The 15,655-nt window shown below is 72.8% G+C and carries 15 protein-coding genes and 1 pseudogene; 6 read left to right on the top strand and 10 right to left on the bottom strand.

All coding sequences use genetic code 11. The features are described from left to right. The first annotated feature begins 15 nt into the window (after nt 1-15). Nucleotides 16-1,458, top strand: coding sequence for a leucyl aminopeptidase family protein (locus ACMCNO_RS31785; protein WP_412753110.1), 1,443 nt, complete (start codon nt 16-18; stop codon nt 1,456-1,458). A 28-nt stretch (nt 1,459-1,486) separates the two neighbouring features. On the opposite strand, the gene ACMCNO_RS31780 is transcribed toward ACMCNO_RS31785, so the two are convergent. Further along, nucleotides 1,487-2,158, bottom strand: coding sequence for an O-methyltransferase (locus tag ACMCNO_RS31780; protein ID WP_412753109.1), 672 nt, complete (start codon nt 2,156-2,158; stop codon nt 1,487-1,489). Nucleotides 2,159-2,332: 174 nt separating this feature from the next. On the opposite strand from ACMCNO_RS31780, the gene ACMCNO_RS31775 reads away from it, so the two are divergent. Both ACMCNO_RS31775 and ACMCNO_RS31770 read left to right on the top strand, forming a co-directional pair. Then, on the top strand, nt 2,333-3,595 hold the full coding sequence (locus ACMCNO_RS31775; RefSeq protein WP_412753874.1) for a S1C family serine protease: 1,263 nt from the start codon (nt 2,333-2,335) through the stop codon (nt 3,593-3,595). Between the two features lie 63 nt (nt 3,596-3,658). Next, nucleotides 3,659-4,123, top strand: coding sequence for a preprotein translocase subunit TatB (locus ACMCNO_RS31770; protein WP_412753108.1), 465 nt, complete (start codon nt 3,659-3,661; stop codon nt 4,121-4,123). 33 nt (nt 4,124-4,156) lie between these two features. On the opposite strand, the gene ACMCNO_RS31765 is transcribed toward ACMCNO_RS31770, so the two are convergent. The 3 genes from ACMCNO_RS31765 to ACMCNO_RS31755 form a co-directional block, all read right to left on the bottom strand. Then, entirely contained in the window at nt 4,157-5,317 is a 1,161-nt protein-coding gene (locus ACMCNO_RS31765; RefSeq protein ID WP_412753107.1) for an Mrp/NBP35 family ATP-binding protein, read from the bottom strand. 114 nt (nt 5,318-5,431) lie between these two features. Next, nucleotides 5,432-5,947, bottom strand: a complete 516-nt coding sequence (locus tag ACMCNO_RS31760) for a DUF1003 domain-containing protein (protein WP_412753106.1) — start codon at nt 5,945-5,947, stop codon at nt 5,432-5,434. Continuing rightward, nucleotides 5,940-7,253: a magnesium transporter MgtE N-terminal domain-containing protein gene (locus ACMCNO_RS31755; protein ID WP_412753105.1), complete on the bottom strand. Its 1,314-nt coding sequence runs from the start codon at nt 7,251-7,253 to the stop codon at nt 5,940-5,942. The genes ACMCNO_RS31760 and ACMCNO_RS31755 overlap by 8 nt, the downstream gene beginning before the upstream one ends. Before the next feature lie 27 nt (nt 7,254-7,280). Here ACMCNO_RS31755 and ACMCNO_RS31750 point away from each other — a divergent pair, with 27 nt between their 5' ends. Further along, nucleotides 7,281-8,153, top strand: a complete 873-nt coding sequence (locus ACMCNO_RS31750; protein ID WP_412753104.1) for a PhzF family phenazine biosynthesis protein — start codon at nt 7,281-7,283, stop codon at nt 8,151-8,153. A 68-nt stretch (nt 8,154-8,221) separates the two neighbouring features. On the opposite strand, the gene ACMCNO_RS31745 is transcribed toward ACMCNO_RS31750, so the two are convergent. Together ACMCNO_RS31745 and ACMCNO_RS31740 are read right to left on the bottom strand one after the other, a co-directional pair. Then, nucleotides 8,222-8,716, bottom strand: coding sequence for a hypothetical protein (locus ACMCNO_RS31745; protein WP_412753103.1), 495 nt, complete (start codon nt 8,714-8,716; stop codon nt 8,222-8,224). A gap of 138 nt (nt 8,717-8,854) precedes the next feature. Continuing rightward, on the bottom strand, nt 8,855-9,553 hold the full coding sequence (locus ACMCNO_RS31740; RefSeq protein WP_412753102.1) for an HAD family hydrolase: 699 nt from the start codon (nt 9,551-9,553) through the stop codon (nt 8,855-8,857). 155 nt (nt 9,554-9,708) lie between these two features. Here ACMCNO_RS31740 and ACMCNO_RS31735 point away from each other — a divergent pair, with 155 nt between their 5' ends. Continuing rightward, complete coding sequence (locus ACMCNO_RS31735; RefSeq protein ID WP_412753101.1) at nt 9,709-10,662, top strand: DMT family transporter; 954 nt, start codon at nt 9,709-9,711, stop codon at nt 10,660-10,662. Nucleotides 10,663-10,828: 166 nt separating this feature from the next. Continuing rightward, a complete protein-coding gene (locus ACMCNO_RS31730; protein WP_412753100.1) occupies nt 10,829-11,761 on the top strand; it encodes an SDR family NAD(P)-dependent oxidoreductase in 933 nt (310 codons plus the stop codon). Between the two features lie 45 nt (nt 11,762-11,806). Here ACMCNO_RS31730 and ACMCNO_RS31725 read toward each other — a convergent pair whose 3' ends face one another. From ACMCNO_RS31725 to trxA, 4 genes and pseudogenes are all read right to left on the bottom strand, one after another. Continuing rightward, complete coding sequence (locus ACMCNO_RS31725; RefSeq protein WP_412753099.1) at nt 11,807-12,289, bottom strand: DUF4190 domain-containing protein; 483 nt, start codon at nt 12,287-12,289, stop codon at nt 11,807-11,809. 89 nt (nt 12,290-12,378) lie between these two features. Then, on the bottom strand, nt 12,379-12,786 hold the full coding sequence (locus ACMCNO_RS31720) for a CoA-binding protein (RefSeq protein ID WP_412753098.1): 408 nt from the start codon (nt 12,784-12,786) through the stop codon (nt 12,379-12,381). A gap of 167 nt (nt 12,787-12,953) precedes the next feature. Beyond that, nucleotides 12,954-14,945, bottom strand: a pseudogene (locus tag ACMCNO_RS31715) (intein-containing Rv2578c family radical SAM protein); the annotation flags it as partial. Nucleotides 14,946-15,098: 153 nt separating this feature from the next. Further along, nucleotides 15,099-15,461, bottom strand: coding sequence for a thioredoxin (trxA, locus tag ACMCNO_RS31710; protein WP_412753097.1), 363 nt, complete (start codon nt 15,459-15,461; stop codon nt 15,099-15,101). Nucleotides 15,462-15,655: the final 194 nt, after the last annotated feature.

Below are 15,655 nucleotides of genomic sequence, written 5' to 3'. Positions count from 1 at the left end.
AAAGGTCATCCGTCAGTGTTCCCGATCCGTCTGGTCCCGCAACCCGGCGCCCGTACCCGCGTGTTTCCGGTCGGCAGCGCCGGTCCGTTCGATGATGATCCGGCCGACCTGGCCGCCGACGTGGCCGAGCTGGCCGCCGAGGTGGCCGAGCTGTGCCGCACCGCTGAGCAGCCCGGGCGTGCCGGCGCCGTGCAGACCCTGCCGCGCCCCCTGCGTACCCCGGCCAAAGTGCTGGCCGTGGGCGTCGGCGCTGCCGACGAGGGCGGCTGGCGCGCGGCCGGTGCCGCCGCGGCCCGCGCCGCGCAGGACGACGAACCGCTTGCGGTCGTGGTGCCCGCCGGGACGTCCCCGGATGCGGTCCAGGGCCTCGCCGAAGGGCTCTGGCTGGGCGGCTACCGCTACACCGACGGGGTGAAGCCGCCCCGCACCGCCGAGGTCGAGCTGGTCACGGACCACCCCGACCGGTACGCGGACGCCCTCGACGCCGCCCGGGCCGGGGCGCGCGCCGCCTGGCTGGCCCGCGACCTCACCAACGCGCCGTCCTCGCTGAAGAACCCGGCCTGGTTCGCCGCGCAGGTGCTGTCCGAGGCCGGACGCCGCCCGGGCCTTTCCGCCACCGTGTGGGAGCCCGACCGGCTGGCCGCCGAGGGCTTCGGCGGCCTGCTGGCGGTGGGTGGTGGCTCGGCCAACCCGCCCCGCCTGGTCGAGCTGTGCTGGGCGCCGCCGGAGGCCACCCGGCACGTCGTGCTGGTCGGCAAGGGCATCACGTTCGACACCGGCGGGATCTCGATCAAGCCGGTCAACGCGATGCAGCTCATGCGCAAGGACATGGGCGGCGCGGCGGCGGTCGTCGCGGCCACCCTCGGCGCCGCCGACCTGCGCCTGCCGGTCAAGGTGAGCACGCTCGTGCCGCTGGCCGAGAACGCGGTCAGCGGGTCCGCGTACCGGCCCGGGGACGTCATCACCCACTACGACGGTACGACCAGCGAGAGCACCAACACCGACGCCGAGGGGCGGCTCGTGCTGGCCGACGCCCTCGGGTACGCCGTGGCCCGCCTCGACCCCGACGTGGTCGTCGACCTGGCCACCCTGACCGGGGCCAACGCGGTCGCCCTCGGCGCGCGGACCGCCGCCCTGTACAGCCACGACGATGCGCTGGCCGGGGCCCTGTTCGCGGCCGGGCAGGCCACCGGGGAGCGGATGTGGCGCATGCCGCTGCCCGACGACTACGCCGAGTACCTGCGCAGCGACATCGCGGACCGGTACAGCGCTCCGACGCAGGGCGGCGGGTCCGTGATGGCGGCGATGTACCTGCGGGAGTTCCTCGGCGACCGGGTCGGCCAGTGGGCCCACCTGGACATGAGCGCACCCAGCTGGGCCGCCGCCGCGGACGGCGAGCTCAGCAAGGGAGCCACCGGCTGGGGCGCCCGGATGCTGCTGCGCTGGCTCAGCGCTTGACCGCTGCGCTGGCGTGCGCTGCGCTGGCTCAGCGCTTGACCGCGGCCAGGAGGCCCGACCCGCTCGGGATCAGCGCGGGGATCCACTCCTCGGCCTCGCGGACCGCCTTGACGGTCTCCCGGATCGTCACGGTGTCGACGTCGCGGGCGGCCGGGTCGCCGATCCGGCCACCCGCCAGGGCGCCGTTGATCACCAGCACCCCGCCCGGGCGCAGCAGCCGCAGCGCCGCCTCCGCGCACGCGCCGAACTCGGCGGCGTCCGCGTCCGCGAACACCAGGTCGTAGACCCCGTCGGCCAGCCGGGGGAGCACGTCCAGCCCCCGGCCCGCGATGATCCGGGTACGCGACGCCGCGAAGCCCGCCTCGGCGAAGATGCGCCGGGCGATGCGCTGGTGCTCGCTCTCCACGTCGATCGTGGTCAGCACCGCGCCCGGCCGCATGCCGCGCAGCAGCCAGACGCCGCTGACCCCGGTGCCCGTACCGATCTCGACCACCGCCTTGGCGTGCCCGGCCGCGGCCAGCAGCCGCAGGATCGCGCCGGAGCCGGGGGTGACGCAGGGGATGCCGAGTTCGTGCGCCAGACCCCGAGCGGTCTGCAGGACCAGATCCTCGGTGGCGTACGCCTCGGCGAAGCTGAGTGACTGTGCCGTCGGCGAGCCGAACGGCCGGGGGGCTGCGGTGACGATGACGACCTCCGGCATAAAGGGGGATGGGCGTTGGATAACCGGCGCACATCGGGTATGAGAGTAGATCGGTGCCCGTCCGGCGCGCATCGGGACTTCGATGGATGGAGTACCCGGGCCCTGGACCGGCGGTTCGCTGCCACCGATCCGTGTCATCCTGGGAGGGGATCCGGGATGAGTGGAGGCATCGACGTGACCGACGGCTGGAACTGGCGCCAGCCTCCACCGCCGACGCCGCCCTCCGGGCCGTCCGCGGCGGGCTCGCCCTGGTGGTCCGACGCGCTCGCGGACCCGTGGCGCGACCCGCGCGCGCCCGCGGCCGTGGTGGTTCCCGGCGCGCCCATCAGCAGCGGACCGCCGCCCGAGCCGGTCACCGACCCCGACGCGCCCCGCCGCTCGTACGCCCCGGTCCTGCTGATCTGCCTGATCACGGCCCTGTTGGCGGGCACCCTGGGCGGCGCCCTGGCCTACGCGTTCGCGGTCCGCAACGGCATCGGCGCCGGTACGACGCTCGGCGCCGCGCCGCCCCCGCTCGCCCCGTCGGCGGTGCAGCGCGCCCCCGACTCCCAGGCCGGGGTGGTGATGAAGGTGATGCCCAGCGTGGTGACCGTCCGGGTGACCGGCGCGATCGGCTCGGGCTTCGTCGCGACCACCGACGGGTACGTGATCACCAACGATCACGTCGTGGAGGGCGCGGACAAGACCATGTCCGTGGCGTTCAGCGACGGCACCACCGCGTCGGCCAAGGTGGTCGGGCGGGACCCGGAGTCGGACATCGCGGTCATCAAGGTCAATCGGTCGCGGCTCACCGCGGTCGCCTTCGGCAACTCCGAGGGGATCGCGGTCGGCGACCGGGTGCTGGCCTTCGGTGCCCCGCTCGGTCTGACGAACACCGTGACCGATGGCATCGTCAGCGCCCTGGACCGCACGATCCAGGCCGGGGAGCCGGGCGGCACCACCCGGTACTACGCGGCCATTCAGACCGATGCGGCGGTCAACCAGGGCAACTCCGGCGGCCCGCTGGTCGACGCGGGCGGTCGGGTGATCGGGATGAACTCCGTGATCCGCTCCGTGGGCGGCACGGAGACCGAGGCGGGCAACATCGGGCTCGCCTTCGCCATCCCGATCAACCAGGTGCGCCGGGTGGCCAAGGACATCATCGACACGGGCAAGGCCCGCCGTACGGTGATCGGCGCCGAGGTGGCCGCGACCGGTGGCCTGGTGGGCTCCGGTGGTGCACGGCTGCGTGCCGTGGAGCCGTCCGGCCCCGCCGCCGCGGCGGGTCTCAAGGCCAATGACGTGCTCACCCGGCTCGACGGCCACGTCATCGAAGACGGCACGGACCTGATCGCGCTGGTCCGCAAGTACGATCCGGGCGCCACCGTGGCGGTCGAGTACCGGCGCGGCGCCAAGACCCAGAAGGCCTCGGTCACCCTGGCCGAGGACGCCAACTGAGCAGATGTGCGTACGCTTGGTCGGCGATTCAGCAAGGGCTGGGAAGGCAGGGGAGGTCGGGCCGTGTTCGAGAACCTGAACTGGTGGGAGATTCTCGCCCTGCTCATGCTCGCCCTGCTGATCTTCGGTGAGAAGCTGCCCAAGGTCATCGGGGATGGCTTGCGGATGCTGCGCGGCCTGCGGTCGATGGCCCAGAACGCGACCAGCGACCTGAGCCGTGAGCTGGGCACGGACATTCAGCTGCAGGACCTGCACCCGAAGGCGTTCATCCGCAAGCACCTGCTCAGCGAGGACGAGGAGGCGGCGCTGCGCAAGCCGCTGCAGGGCCTCTTCGACGACGTCAAGGGCGACCTGAACGGCGTCAAGAGCGATCTGAACGGCGTCAAGAGCGGCCTCAACGGCGTGAAGGGCGACCTCGGCGAAGCCACCGACCTGAAGTCGTGGCGCAGCACTCCGGAGCCGAGCCCGACCGCAGCACCGGAGCAGTCCCACCCGGTCGCCGACCGCTTCGACGTCGACGCCACCTGAGCGGTCGCCGGAACGCCGATCAGGCGGTGAGGATCAGCCCCGGCGGGCGTTGACCATCAGGCCCAGCGGCTTGCCGACCAGGGACTCCCGGCGTACGGCCAGGCGTTCCGCGATCGCGTCGAGGGCCTGGGCGGCCGGGGCGGCCGGGTCGGCCACCACGATCGGGGCGCCCGCGTCACCGGCCTCGCGGACCCGGGTGTCGAGCGGGATCTGGCCGAGCAGGGGCACTGAGGCGCCCACCGTACGGGTCAGCGACTCGGCGACCGTGGCGCCGCCGCCCGCCCCGAACACCTCCATCCGGGAGCCGTCGGGAAGTTCCAGCCACGACATGTTCTCCACCACGCCGACCAGCCGCTGGTGGGTCTGCAGCGCGATCGCCCCGGCCCGCTCGGCCACCTCGGCAGCCGCGGCCTGCGGGGTCGTCACCACGAGGATCTCCGCGTTGGGCAGCAGCTGCGCCAGGGAGATCGCCACGTCGCCGGTGCCCGGCGGCAGGTCGAGCAGCAGCACGTCCAGGTCGCCCCAGTAGACGTCCGCCAGGAACTGCTGCAGCGCCCGGTGCAGCATCGGGCCGCGCCACACCACGGCCGCGTTGCCGGCGGTGAACATGCCGATCGAGATGACCTTCACGCCGTGCGACTGCGGCGGCATGATCATGTCCTCGACCCGGGTGGGCTTGCCGTCCACGCCCAGCATCCGGGGCACCGAGTGGCCGTAGATGTCCGCGTCGATCACGCCGACCGACAGGCCGCGCTTGGCCAGGGCGGCGGCCAGGTTCACCGTCACGCTGGACTTGCCCACCCCGCCCTTGCCGGAGGCGACCGCGTAAACCCTGGTCCGGGAGCCGGGCTGGGCGAACGGGATCACCGGTTCTGCGGCCGCGGCGCCACCGCCGCGCAGGGTGGCCTGCAACTGCTGGCGCTGCTCGGCGGTCATCACCCCGAAGTCGATCTCGACCGTGGCGATGCCCGGGATCCGGGTCAGCGCCGCGGTGATGTCCGCGTTGAGCTTGTCGCGCAGCGGGCATCCGGCGACGGTGAGCAGCAGCTCGACCCGTACCCGCTCGTCGGTGACGGTGAAGCCCTTGACCATGCCGAGCTCGGTGATCGGCCGGCGGATCTCGGGGTCGTCGACGGTGGCGAGGGCGGCCTGAATGGCCTCCTCGAGGGTCGCTGCAGCGGGCGGTACGGGCATGGCGACGATGTTACTGCGCGGTCAGCTCCGCGTATCCGCCCAGTCGTTGTGATGCTTGTCGGGCATGGCCTGCCGGGTGCGCCGGGCCTGCCGTCGTGGCCCCGGTGCGTCCGGTCACGCGTCCTGGTCGCGCCGGTCCAGCTTCGCCCGGCGGGCCGCCGCCTCGTCCAGCTCGTCGGCCAGGCGGGCCAGTTCCGACCGGACGAAGTCGCGGGTGGCCACCTCGCCCAAGGCGATCCGCAGGGCGGCGATCTCCCGGGTCAGGTACTCCGTGTCGGCCTTCTGCATGGCCGCGCGGCGCCGGTCCTCCTCCATCGCCAGGCGGTCCCGGTCGGCCTGGCGGTTCTGGGCCAGCAGGATCAGCGGCGCCGCGTACGACGCCTGGAGGGACAGCACCAGCGTCAGGAACGTGAACGTGTACGGGTCGAACCGCAGGGTCTTCGGGGCCAGGGTGTTCCAGGCGAACCAGGCCCCGATGACCACCGTCATGTAGACGATGAACTTCGCCGTACCCATGTACCGGGCGATGCTCTCCGACCAGCGCCCGAACGCTTCCGGGTCGAAGCGGGGCAGGCGCACCCGGCCCGGCTCGACCGGCTGGTCCAGCCGGTCGCGCCGAGGCTCACTCATCGCTGAGCCTCGGCAGGATCACCGCTGCCTCACCGGGCGCATGCTCGTCGTCCGGTGCGTCGCGGTCCCGCCAGTCCCGCGGCAGCGAGTGGTCGAGCACGTCGTCGACCGTCACCGCGCCCAGCAATCGGTGCGCCGGATCCACCACCGGCCAGGCGACCAGGTCGTACGTCGCCATCCGCTTGGTGATCTCCGGCAGGGTGGCCTGCGGCGGCAGCGGGTCGAGGTCGTTGTCCACGATGCCGCCGAGCAGGGTGGCCGGCGGCTCCCGCAACAGCCGCTGGAAATGCACCATGCCCAGGTATTTGCCGGTCGGGGTGGCCGACGGGGCGCGGGCCACGAACACCTGCGCGGCGACCACCGGCGACAGCTCGGGATTGCGGATGCGGGCCAGCGCCTCGGCCACGGTCGCGTCCGGGGTGAGGATCACCGGCTCGGAGGTCATCACGCTGCCCGCCGTGCCGGGCCGGTAGCTCATCAGCTGCCGGACCGGGGCGGCCTCCTCGGGCTCCATCAGGTCGAGCAGCACCACCTGCTCCGCCTTGGGCAGCTCGGCCAGCAGGTCCGCTGCGTCGTCGGGGTCCATACGTTCGAGGACGTCGGCGGCGCGTTCCCGGTCCAGCCGGGCGAGGATCTCCACCTGGTCGTGCTCCGGCAGCTCCTCCAGCACGTCGGCCAGGGTGCGGTCGCTCAGCGCGGCCGCGACCTCGTTGCGCCGCGCGTCGGAGAGATCCTGCAGCGCGTTGGCCATGTCCGCGGGGCGCATCTGCTCCAGCAGGGCCAGCAGGTTCGAGGTGCCCTGGGCGTCCGTCGGGCCGATGAGGCCGCGTACCCGGTCGTACTCGGTCTGGTAGACGTGGCCGCGGCGCGCGAGCCGCCCGGTGTGCTCGCGGACCGCGACCCGGGTGATCAGCCACTCGTTGTTGCGGTTCAGCTCCATGGCGAGGTCCACGACGGTGCCGGACTGGCCGGTGCCCGCCCGGTCCTCGGGCAGCACGGTCACCCGGCGGTCCAGCAGGTCGCCGAGGACCAGCAGCTCGTTCTGCCGTTTCTCGAACCGGCGCAGGTTCAGCGTGCCGGTGCCGAGCACGACCGCCTCGGCGTCCATCGAGGTCACCCGGCCGATCGGCAGGAAGATCCGCCGGCGCAGGGCCATCTCGGCGACCAGGCCGACGACCTGCGGCGGGCGGTTCGTCGTGCGCAGGCGGACCACGGCGTCGCGGACCCGGCCCACGCGGTCGCCGTTGGGATCGAACACGGGCAGCGCGGCCAACCGCGCGAGATACACCCTCGGCCCCATGGTCACGGGTTCAGCCTAGGTTAGCGTCGGGACATGTCTACCGTGGTGTACGAGATCGTGGACGTATTCACCGATCGTCCGTTCGCGGGGAACCCGTTGGCGGTCGTCTTCGGAGCCGACGCCCTCGCGGGTGACCAGATGCAGGCGCTGGCCCGCGAGTTCAACCTCTCCGAGACGGTGTTCGTGCTGCCGGCCGAGTCCGGCGGCAGTTACCGGGCCCGCATCTTCACCCCCGAGTCTGAGCTGCCGTTCGCCGGTCACCCCAGCGTGGGTGCCGCAGTGACCTCCGTACGCCGGGGCCTGGCCGGGCCCGGCGTCCTCGTGCAGGAGTGCGGGGCGGGGTCGCTGCCCATCGAGGTCACCGAGGACGGGTCGGCGACGCTGACCGGCGGTACCCCGACCCTGGGCGCTCCGATGGATCCGGCGCCGTTGCTGGCCATGGCCGGGCTCACCGCCGCCGACCTGGCCGGACCTGCGGCACCGCGTACCGCCGGGTGCGGTCTGGAGTTCGTCTTCCTTCCGGTACGCCGAGACGCCCTCGCCCGCGCGCGGGTGGATCAGGCCGCCGCGGACCGGCTCAAGGTGTCCCAGATCAGCGTGTTCGCCTGGGACGAGCCGCAGCAGTCGGCGTACGCCCGGGTCTTCTGCCCTGGGGTGTCCGTGCCGGAGGATCCGGCCACCGGGTCGGCGGCGCTGGGGCTCGGCGTGTGGCTGGTCGCGTCGGGGTGGCTGCCGGGGGACGGCACTGCGGCGTACACCGTGCACCAGGGGATCGAGATGCGTCGGCCGTCGCTGCTGGCGTGCACGGTCACGGCGTCCGGGGGCGTCGCGACCCGGGCCACGGTCGCCGGGCACGTGGTGCCCGTGGCCCGAGGCGAGATCGCCGTCCCGCCGTTCCGGGGCTGACCCCGCCGGGCGCCCGGCCCGGGCGCCCCGCGGTGGCCCTGGCCTGGAACTCGGTGGATGCCGTGTGGCTAGCGGCGGCGGACCCGGTGCAGCCGGAACGGGCGGCGAACCGCGACCCGGGCGGGGGTCTCCCTCGGCGGCGCGGCCGCTGCGCCGTCCGGCAGGGCGGGTGCGGCGACCGGCTGCTCCCCGGCCGGGGTGAGCCGGACGATCGCGCAGCCCTCGCGTTCCCAGCGCGCGACCAGCTCCTCGGCCGTACCCGAGGCGTTGAGCCGCTTGGCGGCCAGCTGCGGCGCGACCGTCGCCCAGTCGTCCGAGCCGGGGGCGATCCGGGCGGCGGCCGCCTCCCAGATCACGATCAGGCCACCGGTGTCGCCGCGCAGCCGTACGGTGGCGCGGGTCGCGTCCGCCAGCTCCGGTGCCGACTGTTCGGTGGGGCCACACACCACGATCAGCGCCCCGTCCAGCGGCAGGCACCACAGGGCGCGGGCCGGGCCGTCCCCGACACTGATCCAGGCCACGGCCGCCTTCTTGACGGCCTCCTCCACGAGCGCAGCTGTCACGTGGTCATCCTGTCACCCCGCACAGCCGCCTGCCGCGCCGGCTTGCGCCGAGTTCTGACGACAGCTCCGCACCGGATCAACCAGGACTGCCCTGGCCGGGCGACCGGCTCGGCCTGGCCGACCAGGGGCAGGCGGGGCTCAGACCAGAGCGGGGCGGCGGTCGACCAGGTGCACGATCTCGGTCAGCGAGGAGACGGTCGCGCCGGTGAAGCCGTCGTCCTGGTCGAAGACGAGGTGGTCGGCCAGGTCGGGGGCGGCCAGCCGGACCGCGGTCATGCCGACCGCCTCGGCGCCGGTCAGTTCGCGGCTGCCGCCGTCACCCACGTACAGGCAGTCCTGGGGTGCGACGCCGAGGCGGTCGCAGGCGGCCAGGTAGATCCGCGGGTCGGGCTTGCAGACACCCAGCTCCACCGAGAAGACCTGGGCGTCGAGCAGACCGGCCACGGGCAGGGCGGGCAGGAAGGCGGGCAGCTCGTGGGTGCAATCGCTGACCAGGGCGGTGGCGAGGCCACGGCGGCGCAGGGCGGTGAGAGCGCTCACCGCGTCAGCGCGCAGCCGGGTGTCGGCCCGCAACGCGTTGATCCGGGCCGGCATGGCGGCCGCCAGCTGGCCGGGGCAGGGGTGGCCACCCGCCTGCTCGATGACCCACCCTAGGGTGGCCTCGGCGGATCCGAAGAGTCCCCGGGCCCGGGCGCGGAACGACCGATCGAGTACGCCGACGACGACGTCGGGGTCACAGCCGAGGAACCGGGCGATGGCGGCATGCTGTGGCCCGCGCCGGATGGAGCGGGTCAGCGTACCGAAGAAGTCAAACACGACCGCACCGTATGCGGGCATGCCGATCAGCCTCCGGGCATCGAAAGAGTTACATCGAGAGAACGAACAGGGGCCGGAACCGTCGGTGAGCGTAGCCACCGATTCACTCTGCGCTCAATGGAGGTCCACAAATTGTGACGCGGCAGTCCAGATCATGTCAGCGGCGGGATTAGACCATGTCGTCCTCACGCCATCCATCGACCCTGCCCACGGTCGGCGCGCTCGCCGTGGCGGTGCTGGCGGTCTCCTCGTCTGCGCCGCTGATCAAATTCGCGCTGGCGCCCGCGCTGGCTGTGGCATTCTGGCGCAACGGCCTGGCCGCCCTCGCATTGACCCCGATCGCTTGTGGCCCGCGCCGCGCCGAGCTGCGCGACGTGCTTCGCGGCACACGCCGCCGCGACGGCGTGTTCTGCCTGCTGGCCGGTCTCGCGCTCGCCGCCCACTTCGCCACCTGGATGCCGAGCGTCCAGCTCGGCACCGTGGCTACCGCCACCGCCCTGGTGGCCACCCAGCCGGTCTGGCAGGGCCTGATCGCGGCCGCCCAGGGCCGGCGCCCCACCGCGGCGGGCTGGTGCGGCATCGGGCTGGCCGTGGCGGGCGCTGCCTGGGCGACCGGCGCCGACGTCGGCGTGTCCGGCCGGGCCGTGGTCGCGGACGTGCTGGCCCTGCTCGGTGGCCTGTTTGCGGCGGTGTACACGGCGCTGGGGGAGCGGGCCCGGACCCGGCTGACCACCACGACCTACACCTGGATCTGCTACGGCACCTGCGCCGGGCTGCTGCTCGTGCTCTGCCTGGCAGCTCGCCTCCCGCTGGCCGGGTACAACCCCGGCACCTGGGCCGCGATCCTCGCCCTGGTGGTGGGTGCCCAGCTGCTCGGGCACTCGATGTTCAACTACGCGCTGCAGCGCACCTCGGCCACCACGGTCAGCGTACTGATCCTCCTGGAGGTCCCCGGCGCAGCGCTGCTCGCCTGGGCCTGGCTCGGCCAGGTGCCCCGTGCCGAAGCTCTGCCCGGCATCGTCCTGCTGCTGGCCGGCGTCGCGGTGGTGGTGCTCGGCGCGGGCCTGCGCCGCGACACCCGGGACGCGAACGCCTCGCTGGCCGACGTCGCCGACCCGTCGCCCCGCTGACCGTCGACCGCGATCTCCCTGCCCCGGGGCAGGGAGATCGGCCCTCGAGGCTGGATAACGACCCCTGTGACCACTCAGGGTGACCGGTGTGATGGGGCGTCACTTCTGGCGCGCCACGGTGACGTCGATGTTTGCCCCTGAAAGCGCAACCGGGCAGGATCGCCGCATGGTCTATGACGCACGTTCGGTCAGCGGCAGCCGGTCGCGGAAGGACGCCACACGACCCGCGGCCGGTCGCCGCCCCCGCGCTTCGGCGTCCGCCGCCGACACCGACGCGGACCTCGCCGCGGAACGCCCGGCCGCGGACGAGCCGGACACTGCGCCCGATGAAGCCCCGGTGACGTTGCGGCTTGACGGCAAGGTCGCCCTGGTCACCGGCGCGGGCAGCCCGGACGGCATCGGGTACGCGACCGCCCGGCGGCTGCGCGACCTCGGCGCCCGGGTGGCGATCGTGTCCACCACCCGGCGGATCCACGACCGCGCCACGGAGCTCGGGGTCACCGGCTTCGTCGCGGACCTCACCGACGAGGCCGAGGTGGGTGCGCTGGCCGACGCGGTCGCCGATCAGCTCGGCGACATCGAGGTGCTGGTCAACAACGCGGGCCTGGCGAGCCGGACCAGCCCCGAGGTGCTGCGCCCGGTGGCCCAACTGACGTACGACGAGTGGCGCGCCGAGATCGACCGGAACCTGAGCACCGCGTTCCTGTGCAGCCGGGCGTTCGTGGGCAGCATGTGCGAGCGGGGCTGGGGCCGGATCGTCAACTTGGCCGCCACGGCCGGGCCGATCAACGCCCTGCCCACGGAAGCCGCCTACGCCGCCGCGAAGGCCGGGGTCCTCGGCCTCACCCGGGCCCTGGCCATGGAACTCGTCGCGGACGGCGTGAACGTCAACTGCGTCGCCCCGGGGACGATCTACACGGCGGCATCCACGGTCACCGAGATCAAGCAGGGGCTCGGCACCCCGATCGGCCGTCCCGGCACGCCGGACGAGGTGGCCGCGGCGATCGCGTTCCTGTGCTCGCCGGCCGCGTCGTACATCACGGGCCAGATGCTCGTGGTGGACGGTGGCAACAGCGTCCGCGAGGCCGAGTTCCGCTGACCGGCCCGGTCGGCCGGGGGCTGCCCGGCCGACCGGATGAACCGCTCAGTACGTGGTGCCGCTGGACGACGCAGCGGCGATGACCAGCACGATCCAGCCGACGCAGAACAGCGCGTAGAGGCCGGTGAAGATGTAGCCGAGCCACAGCCCAGCCGTCGCCAGGCCCTCCCCGCCCTCACCGGTCTGCCGGATCTGCTTCTTCGCCACGTGGCCCATGACGATCGCCGCGGGGGAGAAGACGAACGCGAAGACCAGAGCCAGGATCGCCATGGTGTTGGTGGCGGGGGCAGCCGCGTAGGGCTGCGCGTACTGCTGCCCGCCGTAGGGCTGCTGTCCGTAGGGTGGTTGCTGCCCGTACGCCTGCGGTGGGTACGGCTGGCCGCTGGTCGGCGGAAGGTACGGCTGGCCGCTGGCCGGCGCACCGCTGGCCGGAGCCGCGTACGGGTCCGTGGCGTAGGGGTTCGGCTGCTCGTAGGGCTGCTGCGGCTGATATGGATCCGGCGTGCCGCCGGGCGGCGGATAAGTCATGTCAGGGTCCTCCTTGTGTAACCGGCACCGTACTAGTCGAGTCGAAGTCGGCGACATCCGCGCCGGGCGTCGGTCGCCTGGTGAGCCGTTCAGGCCAGGCGGGTGAGACCCGCGGCGGCGCGTTCGACCATGACGCAGCGGTCCTCGACGTAGTCGACGCCGGCATCGGTGGCGATCCGGCGGGCTTCGGCGGAGACGATGCCACTCTGCAACCACACCGCCGGGATCTTGATGGAGATCGCCTGCCGAACGATCTCGACCGCGTCGGCGGCTGGGCGGAAGATGTCGACGAGGTCGACAGACTCCCGGATGTCCGCCAGCGTCCGGTAGGCCCGCTGCCCGAACACCTCGTCGACGAACGGGTTCACCGGAATGACGTGCCAGCCGTGCCGGAGCATGTGCAGCGGCACCGAGTGGGCCGGCTTCGCGGGGTCCCGTGAGGCGCCCACGACCGCGATCACCTTCGCGTCGGCCAGGATCTGCCGTGCACTGCGCATGGTCCGACTCTATCGACGGATCAGAGCAGGGTGAGCTGTTCCATCCCCACCTGTGGCGCCCGTTGCACGTCCCGGCTGCCGCGCGGCGGCGAGCCGGTCCCCGCCGTGCCCGATGGGGCCTCGCCCGGCGGCCGGGTGCCGTCCTCGCCCGGCGGCCGGGTCCCGTCCTGGCCCGGCGGCCGGGTCCCGTCCTGGCCATATACCCGGCGGGTCTCGGCCGGGTCGCGGCGGTGCAGTCCGTGGCGGCGGGCGGCCAGCCGGACCCGGGCGGCGATGTCCGCCTGGGTCGCCTGGGGCAGGTAGGCCCCGGCCCGGTACAGCTCGCGGTAGCGCGGCACGAGTCGCGGATGCTCGCGGGCGAGCCAGGCCGCATACCACTCCCGGGCGCCGGGGCGCAGGTGCAGGGCAAGCGGTGTCACGCTGACCGCGCCGGCCGCGGCGATCGCCGCCACCGTCTGCTCGATCGACTCGTCCGTGTCGGTGAGACCGGGCAGGATCGGAGCCATCAGTACGCCGACCGCGAAGCCCGCGTCGGTGAGGGTGCGTACCGCGTCCAGCCGGCGCTGCGGGCTGGGCGTGCCCGGCTCGACGGAACGCCAGGCCCGCTCGTCGACGAAGCCGATCGAGAAGGACAGGCCGACCGGGGCGACCTCGGCGGCCTGCTTGAGCAACTCCAGGTCGCGCAGGATGAGGGTCCCCTTGGTGAGAATCGAGAAGGGGTTGGCGAAGTCCCGCAGCGCGGTGAGGATCGGCGGCATCAGGCGGTACCTGCCCTCGGCGCGCTGGTAGACGTCCACGTTGGTGCCCATGGCGATGGGTGCGCCCCGCCACCCCGCGGCGCCCAGCTCCCGGCGGACCAGCTCCCCGGCGTTCACCTTGACCACGATCCTGGTGTCGAAGTCGCGGCCGGGGTCGAGGTCCAGGTAGCTGTGTGTCTTGCGGGCGAAGCAGTTGTGGCTGACCACGCCGTCCGCGATGAAATCCCCCGTACCGGTGGTGAGGTCGTACAGCGGCAGGGTGAGCCCGAGGTCCTCGATGTCCACGACCGTGAGCGGGGCGTCGGTCCGCACGCCGACCCCGGACGCGTCCAGCGGGGCAGCGTCGGTCCCGGTGGCATGGCGGAATCGCAGCGCGGACCAGAGGTCACGGCTGAGCTCGATCGTGGACGGACCACTGCGGACGCCGGGCGCGCGGCGGCTGGGCAGGCCCAGATGAGTCAGCGCGGCCGTGACCCGGCGCAGAAACGCCTCGTCGTGACTGATGAACGTGACCGCCAGCCGGTGCGCGTGGCCGATGGCGCCGAACGCGCCCGCCAGGAAGCCGCGGTGCCAGTCACCGGTCGGGTGCTCGGGCCAGCGCAGCGCCTCGTGCAGCTCGACACCCTCCAGGTATGCGTCGGCCCGCGCCCAGGCGGCGGCAGCGAGGCCCTCGGGACCAGTGGCGGCGGGCCCGGTCGCGGTGTCGCCGCGCACCAGCCCGCACACGAAACCCGCCCGGTGGTCGGGGGACTCCTTGGGGGGATCCGCGAAGCGGCCGACCCCGGCCATCCGGTCGCCCACGGCCAGGGCCGGGCAGCCGGGACGCGCCGGGCTGACGTGGCGCCAGCCGCGGTCGGTCAGAAACCGATGCTCACCGCCGGACACCAGCCGGGTCCCGTCGGCCAGGGTGACCCGGAACGCGGGCCGCACCGTCGACCAGTGCGCGAGGACGGTGGTGGCGACATACCGGCGGTGGGCACCGGCGCCCGTCGTGCCGAGTACGGCGTCGCCGGCCCGCACCTGGGCCAGCGGGCGGGTGGAGCCGTCGGCCAGCAGGATCGGCGTGTCCCCGCCCAGGCAGTACGTGCAGGCGTGCGAGCATCCCCGATACGGGTTGATCGTCCACTGGAACGGCAGGCGCGATGCAGCCGGGACCCGGTTGATGATCGACTTGGCCCGGATCTCGTAGAAGGTCAATCCGCTGAAGGACGGTGTGTCGAACGTGCGGACGCCCGCCCCGGGCAGCGCCAGCGGCAGGGGTGGCGCGACCGGCGCTGCCGAACCGGGTGCACCGTGGGCGGATGCTGCCGTGTCGCGCGCAGCAGGGTCGGGCGCGGCAGGGTCGGGCGCAGCAGGGTCGGGCGCGGTGCTCGCCTGAGCCTCGAGATGGGACCAGCGCATAGCTGAATTCGAACATATGTTCGACTGGATTGTCCATCCACCGCGCCGGGTTCAGCGGAGACGATGAAGGCCCGGCGCGTGCCGGGCCTTCATCGTGCTGCGACTCGTGGTGCTGCGACTCGTGGTGCTGCGACTCGTGGTGCTGCGACGGCGTCAGTGCTGGTGCGTCGCGAGCTGATTGCGGACGTCGTCCATGTCCAGCTTCTCGACCTGGTCGATCAGGGACTCCAGCGCGGACTCCGGAAGCGCACCGGCCTGCGAGAAGACGATCACGCCATCCCGGATCGCCATGATCGTCGGAATGGAGCGGATGTCGAACTTCGCGGCGAGCGCCTGCTCGGCCTCGGTGTCCACTTTGCCGAAGGTGATCTCGCTGTGCTTCTCCGACGAGCGCTCGTACGTGGGCGCGAAGCGCACACACGGCCCGCACCAGCTGGCCCAGAAGTCGACCAGAACGATGCCGTCCTTGCCGGTGACCTCGTCGAAGTTCGCTGCCGTCAAGTTAACGGTCGCCATGATCTCTCCGTCCATGGGAAGTGTCGTACGTGCGGTGAAACCCATCGTTCACCTCGGCAATTCCCTGCGGGAAGGGTCGTATGCCGTGGGCTTCGGCACGGCATCTCGACCGGCGTTGCCAGCGGGTTTCACGCACGGTAGGGAGAGCGCTCTCGATTGTTTCAACCTTTTGTAGGACGTCGACCCGATCCGGT

The sequence above is a fragment of the Krasilnikovia sp. M28-CT-15 genome, from assembly GCF_047159595.1.
Classification (GTDB): domain Bacteria; phylum Actinomycetota; class Actinomycetes; order Mycobacteriales; family Micromonosporaceae; genus Actinoplanes.
Note: the sequence above shows the minus strand (reverse complement) of the source record. Positions and strands in the feature narration are given on the sequence as shown.

Coding starts and splice junctions, on each gene's coding strand:
- ACMCNO_RS31780 (WP_412753109.1), bottom strand. CDS start 2,158: ATGCCGGAGGTCGTCATCGTCACCGCAGCCCCCCGGCCGTTCGGCTCG.
- ACMCNO_RS31765 (WP_412753107.1), bottom strand. CDS start 5,317: ATGCCCGTACCGCCCGCTGCAGCGACCCTCGAGGAGGCCATTCAGGCC.
- ACMCNO_RS31760 (WP_412753106.1), bottom strand. CDS start 5,947: ATGAGTGAGCCTCGGCGCGACCGGCTGGACCAGCCGGTCGAGCCGGGC.
- ACMCNO_RS31750 (WP_412753104.1), top strand. CDS start 7,281: ATGTCTACCGTGGTGTACGAGATCGTGGACGTATTCACCGATCGTCCG.
- ACMCNO_RS31740 (WP_412753102.1), bottom strand. CDS start 9,553: ATGCCCGCATACGGTGCGGTCGTGTTTGACTTCTTCGGTACGCTGACC.
- ACMCNO_RS31735 (WP_412753101.1), top strand. CDS start 9,709: ATGTCGTCCTCACGCCATCCATCGACCCTGCCCACGGTCGGCGCGCTC.
- ACMCNO_RS31730 (WP_412753100.1), top strand. CDS start 10,829: ATGGTCTATGACGCACGTTCGGTCAGCGGCAGCCGGTCGCGGAAGGAC.
- ACMCNO_RS31725 (WP_412753099.1), bottom strand. CDS start 12,289: ATGACTTATCCGCCGCCCGGCGGCACGCCGGATCCATATCAGCCGCAG.
- ACMCNO_RS31720 (WP_412753098.1), bottom strand. CDS start 12,786: ATGCGCAGTGCACGGCAGATCCTGGCCGACGCGAAGGTGATCGCGGTC.
- trxA (WP_412753097.1), bottom strand. CDS start 15,461: ATGGCGACCGTTAACTTGACGGCAGCGAACTTCGACGAGGTCACCGGC.